The organism is Rathayibacter sp. SD072, from assembly GCF_017355185.1.
Lineage (GTDB): Bacteria > Actinomycetota > Actinomycetes > Actinomycetales > Microbacteriaceae > Rathayibacter.
This window is the reverse complement of sequence record NZ_JADILJ010000024.1, coordinates 38292-58389: the sequence shown is the minus strand read 5'-3', so window position 1 is coordinate 58389 and position 20098 is coordinate 38292. Positions and strand designations below refer to the sequence as shown.

Genomic DNA, 20098 nt, shown 5'->3' with positions numbered 1-20098 from the left:
CCCCCCGGACGACAGCGTGAGCGTGATCCGCTCGGAGGAGCGGCTCAGCGCGACGACCGTCCGCACCGCCACCGAGAGGGTGCGGATCCGCAAGGTCGTCGTCACCGACGAGCGCACGATCACGGTGCAGCTGCGCCGCGAGGAGCTCGTGATCGAGCGCGAGCCGCTCGACGCCCCCCATCAGGCCGACGACTCCGAGCCGCCCGCGCCGATCACGCTCGTGCTCCACGCCGAGCAGCCGGTCCTCACCACCCGCATCGTGCCGACCGAGCGCGTGAGCGTGCTCGTCGACCGGATCGTGCAGATGCGGACCGTGACCGACTCCGTCGACAAGGAGCGCGTCGACGTGCAGACCTCGATCCGCGACCGGCTCGACGGCGACGCGGAGTAGCACCGCCGCTGGCCCGCCCGGGCGCACCGCCGGGACTCCCCTGTGCGATCTGCAGGGGATCCTCCGCGCTCCCCACCGCTCGATGCGGCGGCGAGCGCCTTCCCGCGCGGATCACCTGCAGACCGCGCGAGCACCCGCGGATCGCACGGCTACGGTGGCGGAATGACCCGCACCGAGACCCGCGCCCCGTGACGCCCGACAGCTGGTGGGGCGTCGCCCTCGCCGTGCTCGGCGGTCTCGCGCTGGTCTGGTGCGCCCTGCTCGCGGTGCTCTGGACCCAGCAGAAGCGGATGGGCCGATCGGTCGACTGGCGGGGGGCGCTGCGCCTCGTCCCCGACGTCGTGCGCCTGCTCCGCGCGCTCGTCCGGGACGACACGGTGCCGCGCTCCGTCCGCTGGTCGCTGATCGGGCTGCTGGGCTACCTGCTCCTCCCGATCGATCTGATCCCCGACGTGATCCCGGTGCTGGGGATCGCCGACGACGTGATCGTCGTCGCCCTCGTGCTGCGCTTCGCGATCCGCCGCTCGGGCACCGACGCGATCCGCCGGCACTGGAGCGGGACCCCGGAGGGACTCGCGGGCGTGCTCGCGCTCGCCAGGCCCTAGCTGCTCGGCTCCTCGTCCCCTCGGTGCGCCAGCAGCACCACGATGCGCCGCAGGTGCAGCGCGACGAGCACCCCGGGCCCGAGCGCGCTCCCCGCCGCCACCGAGCGCTCGTCGACCGCCTGCACGAGGATCCTGACCGCGCGGACCGCCTCGCCGAGCCGGCGGTGCGCCTCCGGGCTCGCGTCGCCGTGCCGGTCGATCGCGTCGCCGACGGCCCGGCAGGCCTCGGCGAGCGGATGCGTGAGCTCGGCGTCGAAACGCAGGGCGCCCGGCCGGTCCCACATCGTGTCGGCGAGCGCCGCCGTCAGGTCGCGCACGTGGAAGAGGATCGTGTCGAGCGCGGCCAGCCGGGCGTGGTCCGAGCGGGAGTCGCGGCGGTGCAGCAGTGCGCGCGGGTTGCCCTTGCGGCTCTCGTCCGCCTCGACCAGGGCGGCGCGCACGTCCTCCGACGTCGCGGCCAGCTCCTCCCCCGTGCTCGCCCACGACGACTGCTCGGGCGGCCACGGCTCGGCGAGCGCGACGGCCGTGTCGCGCAGCACCCCCGCGAGCCGCTCCTGGAACTCGTCGACGCGCGCCGACGCCGCCTCGCTCGTCAGCCCGGGCACCACGACCAGGTTCACGAGCAGCCCGACGACGACTCCGACCGCCATCTGCACCAGGTAGCCGAGCGAGTAGTCCTCGGCCCGCGCCCCGCCGATGATCAGCACGAACAGCGCCGCCATCGGCACGTACTCCTTGCCGGCGCCGAACCAGCCCGTGCCCGAGACGAGCACGCCGATCCCGACGATCAGCGGGATCGTCCACCACGTCGGCCCGACGGTCGCGACCACCAGCGCGGCCAGACCGATCCCGGTCGCCAGCCCGGCGAGCGTCTGCAGGCCGGTGCGGGCCGAGCCCATCAGCGTGGGGTACATGCTGACGAGCGCCCCGAGCGGCGCGTAGTAGGGGTACTGCTCGGCCACTCCGGGCACGTGCGGCGCGATCGCCCAGGCGAGGCCGACCGCGACGGCGGTCTTCGCAGCGAGCAGGAGTCGCGGCCCGGCCGTCGCGGCCCGCCACACCTGCACAGGTCGAGAGGTCACCAGGGGACCCTACGCGAGCGACCCGGGGTAGCGTCGAGGGGTGGAGACGGAGCACGGCGAGGAGCCCGAGGTCGCGGCCGATCACCTGGCTGCGGACCTGCAGTACACCCGGGGCGGCCGGCTCCGCGGACTCCTCGACGCCGCGCTGGGCGGTGGCGTGATCACCGTGTTCGATCTCGTCGTCACGCGCCTGGACACGGGCGGCGTCGTGATCCGCACCGCGGCCGACATCGGCGATCCCCACGACCTGCTCGGTCTGGTGCGGCTCGACCTCGAGACGACGACCACCGCGGAGTTCCTCGAGAAGTGGGGCCCGGAGTGAGTCGGAAGCCGGCGATCCTCGTCCCCGCCCTCGGCGTCCTGCTGCTGACCGCCGGAGTCGTCGTCGCTCTGGCGACTCCGCGCGAGATCTCGTTCGGCTGGTTCGCCTACGCCCCGCTGTCGGACAGCCTCTTCCCGCCGCCGGGGACGCTCCTCGTGCGCTGGGAGCAGCTCGTCGCCGCGGCGCTCGCCGCTCTCGGACTGCTCGTGCTCGCGTTCTGGGCCGGCACCCGGTGGGCGGCGCGCGGCGGGCGCCGTCGCGACGAAGGCTGAACGACTCAGGGACCACGGATCTCGCGCGGAACGCCCGCTGAGCCTCACTTCTGCAGGCCCGGAGCGCCGCCCTCAGCTCTCGACGACGGGCAGCTCCGCGCTCGCCACCACAGCGCCGCCGGTCGCGACGATCTCGACGGCGGCCACCGACTCGCGCAGCACCGCCGCGTTCATCTCGCAGTCGATCTCGACCGCGCTTCCGAGGAACGACCCCGACGCCAGGCGCTCGCCCGAGTCGGTCACCAGGACGAGGTCGAAGCTCTCCCCCGCGGTGAAGCCGGAGGCGCGCAGCACGGTCTCGGTGCCCCAGGTGTGGGCGATGACGGAGCCCTCGACGTCGATCGCCGACGACTCCTCGAAGGCGATCGTCTCGACCGCGCCGAGCGTGCCGGGCGGACCCGCGACGGGTCGCTCCTCCGTGCCCTGCAGCGCCGTCGCGCCGAGGGCGCCGATCGCGACGCACGCCGCAGCCGCTCCCACGGCGAGGGCTGCGCGGCGGACGCGATGGCGCGTCGGCGGCTGCTCAGCGAGGCCGAGCACACGCGAGCGGAGCGCGGCCGGGGCCTCCGGCTCCTCCCACCCGCCGATCGCTCCGAGGCCCTCGAGCACGACTCCGAAGGAGGCGAGCTCGCGATCGATCGCGGGGTCCTCGGACCGCAGGCGGTCGAGCTCGGCCGCCTCGCCCGCGGACAGCTCGCCCGCGAGCGCCGCGGCGATCAGCTCCTCGCGGCGTCCGCCGGACTGCTCGGTGCCTGTCATGGTCGCTCCTGGTCGGTCGGGTCGGTCGGGTCGGTCGAATCGGTGCCGTCGGGCGCCGCGAGGTGGTCGCGGAGCGCCCGCAGCGCGTAGAAGGCGCGGGTGCGCAGGGTCGCGACCGGCACCCCGGTCGCCGCGGACAGCTCGGAGTAGCTCTCGCCGCGGAGGTGGATCGCGACCACGACGGCGCGGTGCGGCTCCGAGAGCCGCGCGAGCGCCTCCGCCATCGCGAGCGGATCGAGGGGGTCGCGCTCGTCGCCGGGGACGTCCTCGAGCACGTCCGCCGCGACCAGGCGGGGCAGCCGCTGCATCGAGCGGTGGACGTCGACGACGACGTTCCGCGCGATCGCGAACAACCAGGTGCGCAGGCTGCCGCGCTCGGGCGAGTAGCTCGCCTGCGAGCGCCACGCCCTCAGGAACGTCTCCTGCACGCAGTCCTCGGCGAGTCCGCGGTCGCGCAGCGCGTTCACCGCGAAGCCGAGCAGGGCCGAGCCGTGCGCGTCGAAGGCCTCGGCGAGGTCGAAGCCGGTCCCGGGTCGGAGCCGGGCGACAGGGGCGGGCGCGCGATCGCGGTCGCGGGAGGACCGGGTCATCGCGGGCTCCTCGTGTCGTCGCGCCAGTGATGCCGCGGATGCCATCGGCACCTCCTCGATCGCGGACCGGTCGGTCCGTCGAGGGAGGTACGTCACTTCAGGACGCGGCGTTCATCCGGAGCGGATCCCGAGTCTACGAAGGATCCCTGAGCCGGATGCACGCCCGGCCGGCTCCGCCCGAGCGGCGCCGCGCGATTGGACACGCCCCTCCCTCTCCGGCATCCTGAACGTCATCACGAGACCCGGACCCGTCTCGCCTCCAGCTCCCGGACGACGGCGGACCCCCGCGTCTCCGGGATCGGGACGGGCCTCAGGGTCGAGCACGCGTTTCGGGTACGCCGCTCCGACCGGGCCGTCCCCGGGCGGGGTCGTCCAGGGTCGACCCCGCCCCCCACCCGACGGAGTCAGCGTCGGCGCGCGAACAGCCCGAGGCTGTACGCCAGCAGCAGCAGCGCCATCACTGCTCCGGACGCGACCGCCAGCGCCTCGGCGGCGCCCGTCACCAGCCCGAGCGCACCGAGCACGACGAGCAGCCCGCCCAGCAGCGCGAACATGCGCTCGTGGAACGCCCACGAGAAGGGCAGGAAGTGCAGTCCCACGACCAGCGCGATCAGGGCGGGGCGCAGCTCGCCGGCACCCGCCCCCTCGAGCAGGCGCGTGCCTGCGGCGATCAGCGCCAGCTCCCCGGCGACGCACGCGAGGTAGACGGCGATGCCGACGCGGCTCGGAGGGACGAACGGACCGAGATCCCGCGGGCGCGCGAAGAGGAACCAGAGCGTCGCGGCGATCACCGCCACCACCCCCACCCGGACGACGAGCGGCAGCGGCCCGGCGGGCGTGTACGAGAAGACGAACACCGCCGCACCGGCCAGCCCGATCAGGGCCCCCGTGCGGCGCGGGTCGGCGAAGACGGGAGGAGCGGTCATCCGGCGAGCCTCGCAGACGCCCGGGCGAGGCGGTAGGCCGGACCGCGCCGCCCTCCGGCGTCCGACCCGGCTGCTACCGTCCTCGACCATGACCCGCATCGCCCTCGAGGGCATCACCCTGCTCGCCGACGACGTGCAGGGGCTCGCCGCCTTCTTCGAGCGCGCGCTGGGCTTCGCCGTCGTCGTGCGGGAGGAGTCGTACGTGCAACTCGAGAACGAGGGCGTCCGCCTCGCCGTCTTCCACCGCGCCGGTCTCGGCGCGCACACCCGCGACCACCCCTCCTTCCGCGCACCGCGCGGCGGCCAGGCCGTGGAGCTCAACTTCGAGTGCGCGAGCGCGGCCGAGCTCCCGGAGGAGTTCGCCGCGATCGTCGCCGCCGGAGCCGTCGCGATCGCCGAACCGGTGCGTCAGGACTGGGGCCACCTCACCGGCTTCTTCGCCGATCCGGAGGGCAACATCCACTCGCTCTTCGCGGTCCTCCCGTCCGAGGGCTGACGCCTCACCCCGCGTGCCGCCCGCGGCGCCTCGCCGACCCGGGCCGCTCGCGGCGCCTCGCCGACCCGGGCCGCTCGACGAGCAGCAGCTGCAGCGCCAGCATCGCCAGCACCAGCAGGACGATCACCGGGAGCTCGGCGAGCGACCGGGGCTCCTTCTCGAACGTGACCGACGCGGTCGCGCCGCGCTCACCGGAGGGCGCCACGGTCACCACCGTGTGCCCGGGCGACGCCGACACGCTCACCGCCGCGTCGGCGCCTCCGACCGTGCCGAAGGTGTCCCGCGCGAGGTCGACGGTCACGGGCGCGGTCAGCCCCGCGGCGCCGCCGCCGAGCTGCGCCGGATCGCTCACCGTCACGGTCACCGTCCGCTCGTCCTCGTGCACGCTGACGAGCGCGCGGCCGTCGATCTCGCCCCAGGTCCGGCCGTCGGCGACGATCCGCTGGGGCTCGTCGCTCCACGTCACCGCGCTCACGGTGCCGCTCGAGCCGTCCCGGACCGCGCCGAGCTGCGCGGTGCTCGCCAGCACGTCGACGTCCGGGTCGAGCGCGTACGCCGCCGTCGCCGCCTCGTCGCTGCCGGGCAGCACGGTCCAGGCGTAGCCCGCGTCCGTCGGGTCGGTGCCGTGGTCGAGGGTCAGCGTGTCGAAGCGGGCGGCCGCCGGGGAGCGGTCCTCGCCCGACCACTCTCCCGACCGGGTCTCGTCGAGGGCGGTGACGGACGCCGGCTCGGGGAACACGTACCCGACCGACTCGCCCGATCCGGTGATCGACGCCCAGCGGGCGGTCGTCGTCGACGAGGAGCCCGCGGCCACCGGAGCACCGTCGACCCGCAGGACCGCGTCCTCACCCAGCGCGCGCCGGGAGTCCACGGTCGTCTCCACGCGCCGCGGCGCGCCGTCCCAGCCCGGGCCGGTCATCCCCGTCGACGTGATCCCGGAGCCCAGCGCCACGATCTCGTCGTCGAACGCGAACCACGCCTTCTGCGCGACGAGGCCGGTCGCCGGATCGCGGTGCACGAAGGCGGCGACTCCCGCCTCGGACGGCGTCGCGATGCTCCCGGCCGCGGATCCGGGGACCGTCTCGTTCCCGCCGTCTCCGGGCGCGCGCACGATCGTGTCCTCGGTCGTGCCCGGCACCCGGTAGGGGTCCGCCGTGGCCCAGTAGCCGCCGTCGTACTGCTCGGCGGCACCGGAGTAGAGGTACGTCGCCCCGTTCCCGGTGCTCCACCCCGTCCCGTTCTCCCCGCTCAGGGTCTCGAACCCGGCGATGCGCTCGCTCGACATCCCGACCGCGAAGGCCCAGTCGTCGGTGCTGCGGACGAAGCGGTCCATGCCGGTGAACGACACCGCGCCGGATCCGATCGGGGCCGGCTCGATCGCCGCGTCCTGGAGCACCAGCCGCGCGCGGACCACATCGGCCACTCCGCCCTGGGACTCGACGGTCGCGGCGCGGTCGCCGGCGCACTCGAGCCACGACTTCGCGAGGGCGCGCAGCCTCGACTGCAGAGCGGGCCCGGCGCTGTCGGCCAGCCGGAGCACGGCCGCCTGCACCCGCACCCCCGCCTCGGTGTCCTCCTGGTCGGCGCGGGCGATCTCCCGCCCGCGGACCGTCGACATCAGGGCTCCGCACCACGTCACGGGTCCGAACGCGTCCAGGACGCGATCGTGGATCGTCGACCCGTCCGGGCCGCGGATCGAGAAGGGCGAGCCGTCGAGCACCGAGTGCAGCTCGGCGAGCGTCTCGAGCATCGAGAGGCCGTAGCCCCCGGTGTACGCGAACACGCCGTGCTGCACGAACGAGCCGTCGGCGTGGAAGCCGTCACCGCCCGCAGCCGTCCGCAGCGCCGGCGCGACGGCCTCCACGGCCTCGCCGATCCGGTCCGGCTGCCCGAGCAGCACCGAGCGCAGCGCGAGCACCGAGGCGGACCAGACCCGGTTCGCCCCCGTGCGCTGGACGGAGTCCGAGAAGTGCGCGGCCGCCCCGAGGTACGCCCGCTCCTGCTCGTCCGAGAGGTCGTCGTGCAGCAGGGCCACGAGGTGGTTGAGCTCCCTCGGCACGCCGATCTCGGCCTGCCACCAGTGCGAGTCCGCGACGGTGCCCTCGTTGTAGCGGGTCGCGTGCAGCCGGTCGGCAGTGGCGACGACGTCCCGGATCAGCGCCCGGTCCTCGAAGAGGGACGAGCCGGGGGTCTTCACCGCCCGCGCCAGCACCACCAGGCGCTGGTACGCCCGCCACACCTCGATCATCGACTCCCCCGTCGAGAGGTCGGCCCACGGCTCGGTGCCCGCGGGGTCCAGCGCGGCCCGGTACGAGCGCGCCTGCTCGGCCACCCGTTCCGCCGCCGCCGACAGGTCGCCCACGGCGTCGCTCCCGGGCACCGTCCCGACGAGGCCCGCGACGATCCGCTCGCGCATCGCGTCGAGGTCGACGACCGGAGCGGACGCCGCCGGAGCGGGCGCCGCGGCCGCCGTCGTCGGCGCGAGGGCGAGCACGAGGAGGCCGGCCAGCACCGCCGCGACCGCTCGACGCGCGAGGGACCGGACGGGGTGGAGAGGAGTGCGAGCAGACATGGATCATCCCGGTGACGCCGCCGCGGTCGCCCTCGGGGGCGCGGACCTCGGTGCCCGCGGGCTGCGACGGCGCGTGCGTTCCGAGGGTATGCCGCTTCCACCGCGGGAGCGACTCGGACCCGCCTGCGCGAGGATCGACTCCGTGACCGTGTCGTTCGAGTGCCGCACCCGCTCCTCCCGCTCGCCCGCCGAGCTCTTCGACCTCGCCCGCGACATCGGCGTGCACACGGCCTCGCAGGCCGCCGCCGGCGAGCGGGCGGTGGGCGGAGTCGTCACCGGCCTGATCGGACCGGGCGAGGAGGTGACGTGGCGGGCCCGCCACTTCGGCCTCCCGTTCTCGCTCACGAGCCGCGTCACCGCGTTCGACGCCCCGCACCGCTTCGTCGACGAGCAGGTCCGCGGTCCCTTCGCCCGCTTCCGCCACGAGCACCTCTTCGAGGCGGACGGAGCAGGCTGCGTCATGACCGACCGGATCGAGTTCACCGCGCCGCTCGGCCCCCTCGGCCGGCTCGTCGAGCACACCGTCCTCGCGCGCCACCTGCGCCGCCTCATCGAGGAGCGCGGCCGCTTCCTCGCCGGGTCCGCCTGAGCGCGGGGCGCAGCCCGCACCCCCCGTCCGGAGCCGCTGTGAGAGCGCGACCCCGCCCTGCCGCTCCCCGCCGCACCGCCTGACTATGCTTGTCAGCACCTACGACCCGCGAGCCCTCGCCGGTCGCGGGCTCGCGACTCCGACGCCCGGGGACCGGAGGGGGTGCACATGGCCGACCGGCCCAACCTGCGCCACGTCGCCGCCGTCGCGGGCGTCTCGCACATGACGGTGTCGCGGGTGCTGAGCGGTCATCCCAACATCAAGGAGTCGACCCGGCAGAAGGTCCTCGAGGCGGTCGACGAGCTCAACTACCGGCCCAACATCGCGGCGCGCTCGCTGGTCACCCAGCGCACCGACCGCATCGGCGTGATGGTCGAGAGCGGAGCCGAGTTCGGCCCCTCGAGCACGCTGCGGGCGATCGAGCGCGCGGCCCGCGAGAAGGGCTACTCCATCACCTCGGTGGCCCTCCGCAGCGACGCCGACATGACGGCGGTCGACGCGATCAACCACCTCACCGGACTCGGGATCGACGCGCTCTGCGTCATCGCCCCGCGCTCCTCCTCCGTCGCGACGCTGCGCACCGTCCGGATCGGCGTGCCGACCCTGGTGGTCAAGTCCGACAAGGACCCCAACTTCCTCACCGTCTCGGTCGACCAGCAGGGCGGCATGGCCCAGGCGGTCGACCACCTCGCCTCGCTCGGGCACCGCGACGTGCTGCACATGTCCGGCCCCCTCGACTGGCTCGACGCGCGCGCCAGGGAGCGCGCCTTCCACACCCGCGCGAAGGCGTGGGGCATGCACGAGCGGCCGATCGTCGTGGGCGACTGGACCCCCGACTCCGGCTACGACTTCGCCACGAGCCTGCGCTCGGTCCCCGACTTCACCGCCATGGTCGTCGCGAACGACGAGATGGCGCTCGGAGTGATCCACGGCCTGGTCTCGCGCGGCATCCGGGTGCCCGAGGACGTCAGCATCGTGGGCTTCGACGACCTGCCGACCGCGCGGCACTTCCTCCCTCCGCTCACCACGGTGAAGCAGGACTTCGACAAGCTCGGCTCGACCGTCGCCGAGGTGATCCACGCCCGCATCCGCGGCCAGGAGATCCCGCAGCGCACGCGGATCCCCACCGAGCTGGTCGTGCGCGAGTCGACGGCGCCGCCCCGGTCGTGACCCTTCCGGGACCACCCCGGTCCCCGTGCTCGCGTATCATCGGCGGCACCCATCAGCGTCGAGGCAGGCACTCGCGCGCGACACGAACCGAGGGCGGCACGTGGCAGTTCAGTCGAGGACGACGGAGCGCGGAGCCGTTCCCGTGGTCGAGATGTCGGGCATCACCGTGTCGTTCGCGTCCGGCCGGGCCCTCGAGGACGTGCGCTTCCGCCTGTTCCCCGGCGAGATCCACGGCCTCATGGGCGAGAACGGCGCCGGCAAGTCGACCCTGATCAAGACCCTGACCGGCATCCACCGGCCCGAGGCCGGCGTGATCGTGATCGACGGAGTGGAGCGCAGCTTCACCGGCCCGGCCGACGCGAAATCCGCCGGCATCACCGCGGTGTTCCAGGACGAGCGGCTGACCGACAACCTCAGCATCGGCGAGAACATGATGATCGGCCACGAGATCCGCGGCCGCTTCGGCATCTCGTGGTCGCGCACCCATCAGCGCGCCGCCGAGATGCTCGGCGAGCTCGGCCTCGGCGACCTCGATCCGCGGCTCCCCCTCCGCTCGCTCTCGCCGGCGATCCGCCAGCTCGTCGCGATCAGCCGCGCCATGGTCGACCGGCCGCGCGTGCTCGTGCTCGACGAGCCCACCTCGAGCCTGGACCTCGGCGACGTCGCCCGTCTCTTCGCGGTGCTGCGGCGGCTGCGCGACGGAGGCGTCGCGATCCTCTTCGTGTCGCACTTCCTCGAGCAGGTCCTCACGCTGAGCGACCGCCTCACCGTGCTGCGCGACGGCAGCACCGTCGGCGAGTACCCGGCGCACTCCATGGACCGCGCCGAGCTGATCGCCAAGATGATCGGCAAGGACATCGACGCGCTGCGGCAGATCGGCTCCGATCGCCGCGAGCACCGCCGCCAGCCCAGCGGCCCGCCGATCTACCGGGCGTTCGGCCTCGGCCGCCGCGGAGCCGTCGCCCCGACCGATCTGGAGCTGCACCGCGGCGAGATCGTCGGCTTCGCGGGTCTGCGCGGCTCCGGGCGCACCGAGCTGGCGTCGCTGCTCAGCGGCGTCGACCGCGCCGACACCGGCCGCGTGCTGATCGACGGCGAGCCGGCGCTGATCACCGACCCGGGCTCCGGCCTGCGCAACCGCATCGCCCACTCGAGCGAGAACCGCCGCGAGGACGGCATCATCGGCGACCTCTCCCTCCGCGACAACATCGTGCTCGGCATCCAGGCGCTGCGCGGCTGGGCCCACCCCCTCTCAGCGGCCGAGACCGACGACCTCGTCTCGACGTACATCGAGGCGCTCAACATCACGCCGGCCGACCCGGACCTCCCGGTCAAGTACCTCTCCGGAGGCAACCAGCAGAAGGTGGTCCTGGCGCGCTGGCTCGCGACCAGGCCGCGGCTGCTCGTGCTCGACGAGCCCGCTCGCGGCATCGACGTGGCCTCGAAGGTCGAGATCCAGGCCCACATCTCGCAGCTCGCCAAGGAGGGCGTCTCGGTCGTCTACATCTCCTCCGAGCTCGAGGAGGTGGTGCGGCTCAGCGACCGCATCGTCGTGTTCAAGGACCGCGAGAAGATCGGCGAGGTCAGCAACGGCCCGTGGCTGACGGTCGACACGATCGTCGAGATGATCGCGGCCGACGCGGAGCCGGACGCGGACGAGGACGACGGGTACTGAGGCGGGTCCTCAGTCGCCGCCGGTCATCAGCCGCAGCGACGGCGCCCGGCCCTTCTCGATGTGGGTGAAGGCGATCGACTCGGCGAGCCGGTCGTTGCCCGCGAGGATCGCCTCGAGCAGGCCCTGGTGCTCGTCCGACTGCTGGTGCTGGTCGCGCGCCGACGTGAGGTAGAAGAGCCACGTCATCCGCCCGCTCACCGCGCGCATGAGCGACCCCAGGAGCGCGCTGCCGGCGAGGCCGGCGATCGCCTCGTGCACCACGGTGCTCGTCTCGGCGACCAGGAGCCAGTCCTCGCTGTCGAGCGCGCGGTGCTCGGCGGCGATCGCGTCGTGCAGCGGCGCGGGCGACACGCCCTCGGCCACGCGCCGAGCGGCGAGTCGGGCCGCCAGGGTCTCGAGGCTGAGGCGGACGTCGAAGAGCTCGGTCACGTCGGCGGCCGTCCACTCCGAGACCCGGGAGCTGCGCCGCGGGAGCGTGCGGACGAAGCCCTCGTTCTCGAGCTGCGGCACCGCCTCCCGGATGGGGAGGCGCGAGACGCTGAGCTCGCTCGCGAGCGCCGACTCGACGAGCCGGGAGCCCTGGGGGTACTGGCCCAGGATGATGCGGCGGCGCAGCGTGCGGTAGGTCTGCGCGGTCAGAGACTCCTCGGGGACGATGCCGGTCACGCGGGCCTCCTTCGCTCGGCTCCCCCTATTCAAGCGCGTCGGCGCGGGTGCGCCGGTCCGCGCGGTGCTCATCGGGCCGCCCGCGTCCGGACCTCGACGCCCCGTTCGGTGCGCACGGCGCGCTCGAGGACGTACGCGGCGGCCGCGAGATCCTGCAGTCCGATGCCGACGGAGTTGAACACGGTCACGTCGGCGGCACGGGCTCGACCGGGCGCTCGTCCGACGAGCACCTCGCCCAGCTCGGCGACGTCGGAGGCTCCCAGTCCCGACCGGCGGATGTTGTCCGACTCGGCGAAGGCGATGCCGCGGGTGTCGACGACGACCCGGTCGGCGCGCGAGAGGACCTCGGCGGCGAGCTCCCGGTAGCCGTGGCGCGGAGGCGATCCCACGGCGTTCACGTGCACGCCGTCGGCGAGCCAGGAGGCGTCGAGGAGGGGGTCGACCGACGGGGTCAGGGTGCAGACGACGTCCGCTCCGCGCACCGCCCGCTCGAGCCCGCTCGGCGCCGAGGCGGCGATGCCGTTGGCGACGAGCTCGGCGGCGAGGACCTGGGCGGAGGAGCCGGACGGCGACCAGACGCGGACCTCGTCGAGCTCGAGGACGGACCCGAGCGCGAGGGCGTGCTCACGCGCCAGGGGGCCGGCGCCCACGAGGGCGAGGACGCGGGAGTCGGGCCGGGCGAGCGTCCGCGTGGCCAGCGCCGACACGGCGGCGGTGCGCAGTCGCGTGAGGGCGCGGCCGTCGATCAGCGCGAGGCACTCGGCGGTCTCGCTCGAGTAGAGCGAGACCGTGGAGCGCTGCGCGGGGGCGCCCAGGGCGCGGTTGCGCGGGGAGTCGATCAGCAGCTTCACCGCGGCGAGGCCGAGGTAGGGGGCGGAGGCGCCCATGGGCACGACCGCGGGACCGTCGGCGCTGGTGTCGCCCGGGATCCGCAGCGCGTGCGGCACGGGCTGCACCGCGCCTCCGGTGGCGAGGGCGCGGTGCGCCGCCTCGAGGGCCGCCGTGAGACCGGGCCACTCGATGAGCTCCTCGCAGTCCTCGGACGTGATGATGCGTGTCGTCATGTGTTCCTCCTGGGGTCATTCTGTATGCAGAAAGGCGAGTCCGCGATCGATGCTCGCTACCGAGGTTGCAGGAGAGATGTATCCAGTCGACTGCTGGTGAGCTTTTCAAGGCCGGATTACCGGGACAGCGCGGGCCTGTTGCATCCAGGATGAGCGCCGCAGTGTTTACGCAGTCGAAACCTCCCGTGATGCAGAGGAAACACGAGAGCGCAATTCTGTATACCGCCAGCACCGACAGACCAGGAAGGGAGGTGACGTCGTGGGCCCCTACCTCGTCCGCCGGATCGCCCAGGGCGCGGCGACGATCCTCGCCGTCGTCACGATCGCGTTCGCCCTCGGCCGCCTCAGCGGCAGCCCCGCGGCGCTCCTGCTCACCGAGAACGCGACTCCCGAGCAGATCGCCGATCTGAACCACCGCCTCGGCTTCGACCTGCCGCTCTGGCAGCAGTACCTGAGCTACCTCGGCGGGCTGCTCACCGGCGACTTCGGCGACTCGTACCGGCAGACCGGGGTGTCCTCGATGGAGCTCGTCCTCGAGCGCCTGCCGGCCTCGCTCTCGCTCGGCGCGGTCGGGCTCCTCCTGGGCCTGGCGCTCGCCCTGATCGCCGGGGTCGTCATCCAGCTCACCCGGTCGCGCGGTCTGCGCGCGCTCTCGCTGGGCCTCGGATCGACGCGGCAGGCGATCCCGGACTTCTTCTTCGGGCTGCTGCTGGTGCTGGTCTTCTCAGTCTGGCTCGGCGCCCTCCCCTCGCTCGGCAACCGCGATCCGCTCGCGATCGTCATGCCGGCGCTCACCATCGCGACGGGTCAGTTCGTCCTCTACACGCGGCTGCTCGACAACGCGCTCACCGAGCAGTCGACCCAGGACTACGCCCGCACGGCCTCCGCCCGCGGCGAGAACCGGTTCCGCGTGGTGGTCGGGGAGCTCCTGCCCAACGCCCTCCTGCCGGTCCTGACGGTCGCGGGCATCAGCCTCGGCTCCTTCCTCGGCGGCCTCGTCATCGTCGAGAACGTGTTCGCCTGGCCCGGGATGGGGCAGCTGATGCTCGGAGCGGTCTACTCCCGCGACTTCCCCGTGGTGCAGTCCGGGCTCATCGTCGTGGCCGTCCTCTTCATCCTCGCCAACCTGCTCGTCGACCTCGTGTCCGGGCTCATCGACCCCCGAGTGAGGCTCGCGTGACCACCACCGAGATCATCCGCACCGGAGCCCTGCGGGCCGGCATCACGACGGCGTTCCTGCGCGGCCGCCGGGTCCCCGCTCTGCAGGCGCTCGGCGCCGTCATGGTCGGCTCCGTCGTCCTGTTCTCCCTCGCCTACCCGCTGCTCCCCGGCTACGCGCCGTTCGCGCAGGACCTCGCGCAGGTGCTGGCACCGCCCGGCACCTCCGGAGCGTGGCTGGGGACCGACGCACTCGGCCGCGACGTCGCCTCGAGGCTCGCTCTCGCCGGCCGGGTCACGCTGGGCATCGTCGTGCTCATCGTCGTCGTCAACAGCCTCGCCGGCATGGCGATCGGCACCTGGTCGGGCTACGTGGGCGGCCGCACCGACAACGTGCTGATGGGCCTCGCCGACATCCAGCTCGCGATGCCGGTGATCCTCGTGCTCATCGCCCTCGCCGCCTCGCTCGGCCCGAGCGTCTGGCTCATGATCGGCGTGCTCGCCGCCACCTACTGGGTCGGCTACGCGAGGGTCGCCCGGAGCACGGCGATGGCGCTGCGCGACCGCGACTTCGTCCTCGCGCCGCGGATCCAGGGGGCGGGCGGGCTCTGGACCGTGCGCCGCCACATCGTCCCGAACGTCGCCGTGCAGATGATGATCCTGGCCTCCAGCGACATCGGCGCGGTCATGCTGCTCACCTCGTCGTTCGACTTCCTCGGACTCGGGGTGCAGGCGCCGACGCCGAGCTGGGGACTGATGATCAGCGAGGGCCAGAACTACGTCCGCCAGGCTCCGCACCTGGCGATCGTGCCCGGCGTCGCGATCTTCCTCACGGTCGCCGGCACCAACCTCCTGAGCCAGCGCTTCACGGCCGAGGGCTCGGCCACCACCGTCCGCCGCACGTCCCGTCGATCCGTGAAGCGGAGCCTCCGATGACCGACTCCCCCCGCGCCGTGCTGCTCGAGGTCCGCGACCTCAGCGTCGGCTACTCCGATGAGCACGGCGACGTCGTGACCCTCGTCGACCGCATCTCCTTCACCCTGCACGAGCGCGAGGTCCTGTGCCTCGTCGGCGAATCGGGCTCGGGCAAGAGCGTCACGATGCTCGCCGTGCTCGGGCTCCTGCCCGCCGGGCTCGAGGTGCTCGGCGGCAGCGTCCGGTACCGCGGGCGCGACCTGCTCGGAATGCCCGAGCCGGAGCTGCGGGGCCTGCGCGGCAGCGAGCTCGCGATGGTGTTCCAGGACCCGATGACCGCGCTCAACCCCGTCAAGCGGGTGGGCGGCCAGATCGGCCGGGCGCTGCGCGTGCACGACCGGGCGCTGCGCCCCGCCGAGGTGCGCCGCCGCGTCACCGGGCTGCTCGCCGACGTCGGGGTCCCCGACCCGGCGCAGCGCGCGAAGGCGTACCCGCACCAGTGGTCGGGAGGGATGCGCCAGCGCGCGGTCATCGCGATGGCGATGGCGAACGAGCCGTCCGTCCTCATCGCCGACGAGCCGACGACCGCGCTCGACGTGACGATCCAGGCGCAGATCATGAGCGTGCTGGGCACCGCCCGGGCGAAGTCGGACGCGGCGATGATCCTGATCACCCACGACCTCGGACTCGTGGCCGAGGTCGCCGACTCCCTCTGCATCCTCTACTCCGGACGCGTCGTCGAGCGCGGATCGGTCTGGGACGTGTTCGCGCACCCGACCCACCCCTACACGGCCGGCCTGCTGGCCAGCCTGCTGTCGGCGGGCCGGGGCGGCGAGCGGGTCCACGCGATCCCCGGCTCCCCTCCGTCGCCGCAGAACCGCCCGCGGGGCTGCCCGTTCGCGCCGCGCTGCGAGCTGCCCGCGAAGTCCGACCTGTGCACGCAGCTCGAGCCCCTGCTCGTCGAGGTCGAGGACGGCCAGTGGTCGGCCTGCCACTTCGCCCGCCGCATGCCCCGCTCCGTCGAGGGGGTGCTCGCGTGAGCGCGCCGGTGCTGAAGGTCGACGACCTGCACGTCCGCTTCACGCAGAGGACGGGCCTGCGCTCGCGCCGGGTGGTCGAGGCCGTGAAGGGCGTGTCGTTCGAGCTGGGCCGCGGCGAGACCCTCGGGCTCGTCGGCGAGTCGGGCTGCGGCAAGTCGACGCTGGTGCGGACGATCTTCGGACTCACCCCCGCGGCCAGCGGATCGATCGAGGTGCTCGGGCACAGCCTCGACTCCCTCGGCCGCGGCGAGCGCCGGCGCCTGCAGAACCGCATGCAGCTCGTCTTCCAGGACCCCTACTCCGCCCTCGACCCGCGCCTGACCGCCCTCGAGATCGTGGGCGAGCCGCTGCGGATCGCCGGGCGCTACTCCCGCGACCGCGTCGTCTCGCTCCTCGAGGACGTGGGGCTCGGCACGGACGCCCTCGACAAGCGCCCCGCGCGGTTCTCGGGCGGGCAGCGCCAGCGCCTCGGCATCGCCCGGGCGCTCGCGCTCGAGCCCGACGTCCTGGTGCTCGACGAGCCCGTGTCGGCGCTCGACGTGTCGGTGCAGGCGCAGGTGATCAACCTGCTCAAGGACCTGCAGGCCGCGCGCGGACTCTCGTACCTCTTCATCGCCCACGACCTCGCGGTCGTCCGCTACCTCTCGGATCGCGTCGCGGTGATGAACCGCGGCGAGTTCGTCGAGGTCGGCGACCGCGACCAGGTCTTCGACGCTCCCGCCCACCCCTACACCCGCACCCTGCTCGACTCGATCCCGCTCTCGGACCCGCGCCTGCGCGCCGACGCTCCCGCTGCACGCCCCACCGACCCCAGGAAGACACGCTCATGACCAGGAACCGGGCCACGCCCTTCATCGCCCTCACGACGCTCGCGCTCTCGATCGCCGCCCTCACGGGCTGCTCGGGCGCCGGCAGCGCCGCGGCCGACCGCGACATCGTCATCGGCCAGGTGGCCGAGCCCGAGGGGGCACCCGACCCGATCATGGACGGGTCGCTCGCGGGCTACAACTACTACTACAACGTCTTCGACCAGCTCACGAAGCTCGACGCCGACGGAGCGATCGAGCCCTCGCTGGCGACGGAGTGGACGCCGAGCGAGGACCTCACGACCTGGACGTACACGCTCCGCGACGACGCCGTCTTCTCGAACGGCGACCCGGTGACCGCGGGCGACGTGGCCTTCACCTACGACACGATCCTGGCCTCGCCCGACTCCGACAACCTCGGCTACATGGGGGTCCTGGAGTCGGTCGAGGCGCCGGACGACACCACCGTCGTGTTCACGCTGAACGCGCCGTTCTCGCCGTGGCCCTCGATCACCACGGCCGTCTCGATCGTGCCGGAGTCGGTCTACACCGAGCTGGGGTCCGAGGGCTTCGCCGCGGCCCCCGTCGGCAGCGGTCCCTTCCGCTTCGTCAGCTACACCCGCGGCGTCGAGTACGTGATCGAGCGGAACCCCGACTACTGGGGCGAGGAGCCCGAGGTCGAGACGGTGACCTTCCAGACCGTCGGCGACGCCGACGCCCGCCTGAACGGCGTGTCCTCCGGCAGCCTCGACATCGCCCTCCTCTCGCCCAACCAGGTCGACTCGGCCGGGGGCAGCGGAGTGGAGGTCGCGTCGCGCACGTCGAACGGCGTCACCTTCCTCGGGATCAACTCGACCACGGGTCCGCTCGCCGACGCCCGGGTCCGCCAGGCGATCCGGCTGGCGATCGACTCGCAGGCTCTCGTCGACGGCGTGCTCAGCGGGCGGGCGGTGGCGAACGACCAGATCGTCGCTCCGGACGTCGCCGGCCACGCCGACCTCGAGCCCTCCGAGTACGACCCGGCCGCCGCCGAGGCGCTGCTGGCCGAGGCCGGCTACTCGGGCGAGACCATCCCGCTGCAGTACGCGACGGAGGGGCGCATCCCGCTCTCGTCCGAGATCGCGCAGGCGATCGTCGGCTACCTCGAGGCGGTCGGCCTGAGCGTCGAGCTGAAGGGCACCGACCAGGCGAGCCTGTCGAACATCATCTACGGCACGGTCTCGGTCGAGGGCCTCTACCTCAACACCTGGGCGCCGTCGACGATGGACGGCGACATGCCCGCGACGAACCTCTTCGCCGGCGGCCAGAACGACTACGCGAAGTCCCCCGAGACCGCCGCCCTCGTCGAGGAGCAGCGCACCGTCACGGGCGACGAGCGCGACGCCGTCTTCGCCCGTCTGGCGCAGACGAACCTCGACCAGGCGTACATCGTGCCGCTGTTCACTCCGGACGCCGACTACGCCCTGGCGCCCGGGCTCGAGTGGACGCCTCGCGCCGACGGCGAGTACGTGCTGAGCGACGTGGCGTTCGCCGACTGACCCGGGGCGGCGCGTTCCGGCCCGTGGCCCTCGGGTCACGGGCCGGAACGCGCCGCGCCCTCCCCTGCTGACCGAGCGGCCTGGCGGGCGCATCGAGATCCACCTCGCCCGAACCCACCCCCGGCAGCGCGATCCGCGGGCAGCGGCGGGTCTCGGACACGCCCGTGCCAGGCTGCTCCCCCGCCCGCAGGCCGATCCCCACCTCCCGCACTCTGAAAGGCTTCCCGCATGCCGAACTCCACGCTCCTGCACGACGTCCGCCCGTGGGGCGGCGAGGCCCGTGACGTCCTGGTCGACGAGACCGGGATCCGCGCTGTCAGCCCGGTCGGCGCCGCGGTCGTCGAGGGCGAGGGCGCCGCGGTCGTCGACGGTCGCGGCGGAGTGCTCGTCCCCTCCTTCTCGGACGTGCACGTGCACCTCGACTCGACCCGGCTCGGCCTGCCGTTCCGCCCGCGCACCGGCGAGGAGGGCCGCTGGGGCCGCATCATGAACGACCGGGCGCACTGGCGCAGCGCCGAGGCGCCCGTCGCCGAGCGGGCGACCTCGACGCTCGCGACGATGATCGCGAAGGGCGCGACCCGCGTCAGGAGCCACGCGCAGGTCGACGCCGACTCCGGCCTCGAGAAGTTCCAGGGCGTGCTCGCGGCCCGCGAGGCGCACCGCGAGCGCTCGGACGTCGAGATCGTCGTCTTCCCGCAGGTCGGCGTCTTCGTCGAGCCCGGAGTCGTCGCCCTGCTCGACGAGGCGCTGTCGCTGGGCGGGGACCTGCTGGGCGGCATCGACCCGTGCGAGATCGACCGCGATCCCGTCCGCCACCTCGACGCGGTCTTCGCCCTCGCCGAGAAGCACGGCGTCGGCCTCGACATCCACCTGCACGAGCGCGGCGCGCTGGGCCTGTTCTCGATGGACCTGATCGCCGAGCGGATCGAAGCGCTCGGTCTGCAGGGCCGCGTCTCGATCTCGCACGCGTTCGCCCTCGCCTCGCCCGACCGCGGAGTCGCCGCCGCGATCGAGCGACTCGCCTCGCTCGACGTCGCTCTCACGACCATCGCCCCCGGCCACGGCGCCGAGCTGCCGCTGCTCGATCTGCTGGCCGCCGGGGTCCGCGTCGGACTCGGGATGGACGGCCAGCGCGACTACTGGTCGCCCTGGGGCACCGGCGACATGCTCGAGCGCACCTTCCTGCTCGCGCACGGCCAGGGCTTCGACGACGACGTCGACATCGAGCACGCCCTCACCGTGGCCACCTGGGGCGGCGCCACGGTGATCGACCCGTCGCTCCGGCGCCTCGGCGACGTCGCCGATCGGCCGGGACTCGCGGTGGGCGACCCGTCAGAGCTCGTCGTGCTGCGCGGGGACACCCCGACCGCGGCGGTGATGGACCGGGATCCCGACCGGCTCGTGGTGCACCGCGGCGCGGTCGTGGCGTCGGGGGGCGCGCTGGTGTGAGCGCGCGAGCGCC

Annotated in this window: 21 protein-coding genes; 14 read left to right on the top strand and 7 right to left on the bottom strand. The window is 73.6% G+C overall.

The features are described from left to right. Together IOC53_RS11125 and IOC53_RS11120 are read left to right on the top strand one after the other, a co-directional pair. A partial coding sequence (locus tag IOC53_RS11125) for a YsnF/AvaK domain-containing protein (protein ID WP_207405695.1) occupies positions 1–391 on the top strand: 391 nt, incomplete at its 5' end. Positions 392–579: 188 nt separating this feature from the next. Then, positions 580–996 carry a DUF1232 domain-containing protein gene (locus IOC53_RS11120; RefSeq protein WP_307786165.1) on the top strand — a complete coding sequence of 139 codons (417 nt, stop codon included), beginning with the start codon at positions 580–582 and terminating at the stop codon, positions 994–996. On the opposite strand, the gene IOC53_RS11115 is transcribed toward IOC53_RS11120, so the two are convergent. Then, positions 993–2078, bottom strand: a complete 1086-nt coding sequence (locus tag IOC53_RS11115) for an aromatic acid exporter family protein (protein WP_307786164.1) — start codon at positions 2076–2078, stop codon at positions 993–995. The two genes, IOC53_RS11120 and IOC53_RS11115, sit on opposite strands and share 4 nt — an antisense overlap. Positions 2079–2118: 40 nt before the next feature. Between IOC53_RS11115 and IOC53_RS11110 the strand changes: the two genes are divergently transcribed. Both IOC53_RS11110 and IOC53_RS11105 read left to right on the top strand, forming a co-directional pair. Next, on the top strand, positions 2119–2400 hold the full coding sequence (locus IOC53_RS11110; protein ID WP_207405693.1) for a hypothetical protein: 282 nt from the start codon (positions 2119–2121) through the stop codon (positions 2398–2400). Continuing rightward, complete coding sequence (locus IOC53_RS11105; RefSeq protein WP_307786163.1) at positions 2397–2672, top strand: hypothetical protein; 276 nt, start codon at positions 2397–2399, stop codon at positions 2670–2672. The genes IOC53_RS11110 and IOC53_RS11105 overlap by 4 nt, the downstream gene beginning before the upstream one ends. Before the next feature lie 72 nt (positions 2673–2744). Here the strand turns inward: IOC53_RS11105 and IOC53_RS11100 are convergent, their stop codons facing one another. The 3 genes from IOC53_RS11100 to IOC53_RS11090 all read right to left on the bottom strand — a co-directional run bounded on the left by IOC53_RS11100 (position 2745) and on the right by IOC53_RS11090 (position 4947). After that, positions 2745–3431, bottom strand: coding sequence for a hypothetical protein (locus IOC53_RS11100; RefSeq protein ID WP_207405689.1), 687 nt, complete (start codon positions 3429–3431; stop codon positions 2745–2747). Then, entirely contained in the window at positions 3428–4021 is a 594-nt protein-coding gene (locus IOC53_RS11095; protein WP_207405687.1) for an RNA polymerase sigma factor, read from the bottom strand. The genes IOC53_RS11100 and IOC53_RS11095 overlap by 4 nt, the downstream gene beginning before the upstream one ends. A gap of 404 nt (positions 4022–4425) precedes the next feature. Beyond that, positions 4426–4947 carry a hypothetical protein gene (locus tag IOC53_RS11090; RefSeq protein ID WP_207405685.1) on the bottom strand — a complete coding sequence of 174 codons (522 nt, stop codon included), beginning with the start codon at positions 4945–4947 and terminating at the stop codon, positions 4426–4428. 88 nt (positions 4948–5035) lie between these two features. On the opposite strand from IOC53_RS11090, the gene IOC53_RS11085 reads away from it, so the two are divergent. Next, a complete protein-coding gene (locus tag IOC53_RS11085; RefSeq protein ID WP_207405683.1) occupies positions 5036–5443 on the top strand; it encodes a VOC family protein in 408 nt (135 codons plus the stop codon). Between the two features lie 4 nt (positions 5444–5447). Here IOC53_RS11085 and IOC53_RS11080 read toward each other — a convergent pair whose 3' ends face one another. Continuing rightward, the gene (locus IOC53_RS11080; RefSeq protein WP_207405682.1) at positions 5448–8015 is read right to left on the bottom strand and encodes a polysaccharide lyase 8 family protein; all 2568 of its coding nucleotides are present in this window, start codon (positions 8013–8015) and stop codon (positions 5448–5450) included. A gap of 142 nt (positions 8016–8157) precedes the next feature. On the opposite strand from IOC53_RS11080, the gene IOC53_RS11075 reads away from it, so the two are divergent. From IOC53_RS11075 to IOC53_RS11065, 3 genes are all read left to right on the top strand, one after another. Next, the gene (locus IOC53_RS11075; RefSeq protein ID WP_207405681.1) at positions 8158–8604 is read left to right on the top strand and encodes an SRPBCC family protein; all 447 of its coding nucleotides are present in this window, start codon (positions 8158–8160) and stop codon (positions 8602–8604) included. Positions 8605–8772: 168 nt separating this feature from the next. Next, entirely contained in the window at positions 8773–9774 is a 1002-nt protein-coding gene (locus tag IOC53_RS11070; RefSeq protein ID WP_207405680.1) for a LacI family DNA-binding transcriptional regulator, read from the top strand. Positions 9775–9925: 151 nt separating this feature from the next. Then, positions 9926–11449: a sugar ABC transporter ATP-binding protein gene (locus IOC53_RS11065; RefSeq protein WP_207405705.1), complete on the top strand. Its 1524-nt coding sequence runs from the start codon at positions 9926–9928 to the stop codon at positions 11447–11449. Positions 11450–11458: 9 nt separating this feature from the next. Here the strand turns inward: IOC53_RS11065 and IOC53_RS11060 are convergent, their stop codons facing one another. Together IOC53_RS11060 and IOC53_RS11055 are read right to left on the bottom strand one after the other, a co-directional pair. Further along, entirely contained in the window at positions 11459–12115 is a 657-nt protein-coding gene (locus tag IOC53_RS11060) for a GntR family transcriptional regulator (protein WP_207405679.1), read from the bottom strand. Positions 12116–12183: 68 nt separating this feature from the next. Further along, positions 12184–13179, bottom strand: coding sequence for an ornithine cyclodeaminase family protein (locus IOC53_RS11055; protein WP_207405678.1), 996 nt, complete (start codon positions 13177–13179; stop codon positions 12184–12186). A 259-nt stretch (positions 13180–13438) separates the two neighbouring features. Between IOC53_RS11055 and IOC53_RS11050 the strand changes: the two genes are divergently transcribed. From IOC53_RS11050 to IOC53_RS11025, 6 genes are all read left to right on the top strand, one after another. Next, on the top strand, positions 13439–14359 hold the full coding sequence (locus IOC53_RS11050) for an ABC transporter permease (protein WP_207405677.1): 921 nt from the start codon (positions 13439–13441) through the stop codon (positions 14357–14359). After that, positions 14356–15273, top strand: a complete 918-nt coding sequence (locus IOC53_RS19485; protein ID WP_207405676.1) for an ABC transporter permease — start codon at positions 14356–14358, stop codon at positions 15271–15273. Before IOC53_RS11050 ends, IOC53_RS19485 begins: the two co-directional genes overlap by 4 nt. Then, positions 15270–16292 carry an ABC transporter ATP-binding protein gene (locus IOC53_RS11040; RefSeq protein ID WP_207405674.1) on the top strand — a complete coding sequence of 341 codons (1023 nt, stop codon included), beginning with the start codon at positions 15270–15272 and terminating at the stop codon, positions 16290–16292. The genes IOC53_RS19485 and IOC53_RS11040 overlap by 4 nt, the downstream gene beginning before the upstream one ends. After that, positions 16289–17122 (top strand): ATP-binding cassette domain-containing protein, encoded by an 834-nt coding sequence (locus IOC53_RS11035; RefSeq protein ID WP_207405672.1) that lies wholly within the window; start codon positions 16289–16291, stop codon positions 17120–17122. Before IOC53_RS11040 ends, IOC53_RS11035 begins: the two co-directional genes overlap by 4 nt. Further along, a complete protein-coding gene (locus IOC53_RS11030; RefSeq protein WP_207405670.1) occupies positions 17119–18636 on the top strand; it encodes an ABC transporter substrate-binding protein in 1518 nt (505 codons plus the stop codon). Before IOC53_RS11035 ends, IOC53_RS11030 begins: the two co-directional genes overlap by 4 nt. A 228-nt stretch (positions 18637–18864) precedes the next feature. Beyond that, a complete protein-coding gene (locus IOC53_RS11025) occupies positions 18865–20085 on the top strand; it encodes an amidohydrolase family protein (protein WP_207405669.1) in 1221 nt (406 codons plus the stop codon). The last annotated feature ends 13 nt before the right edge of the window (positions 20086–20098 follow it).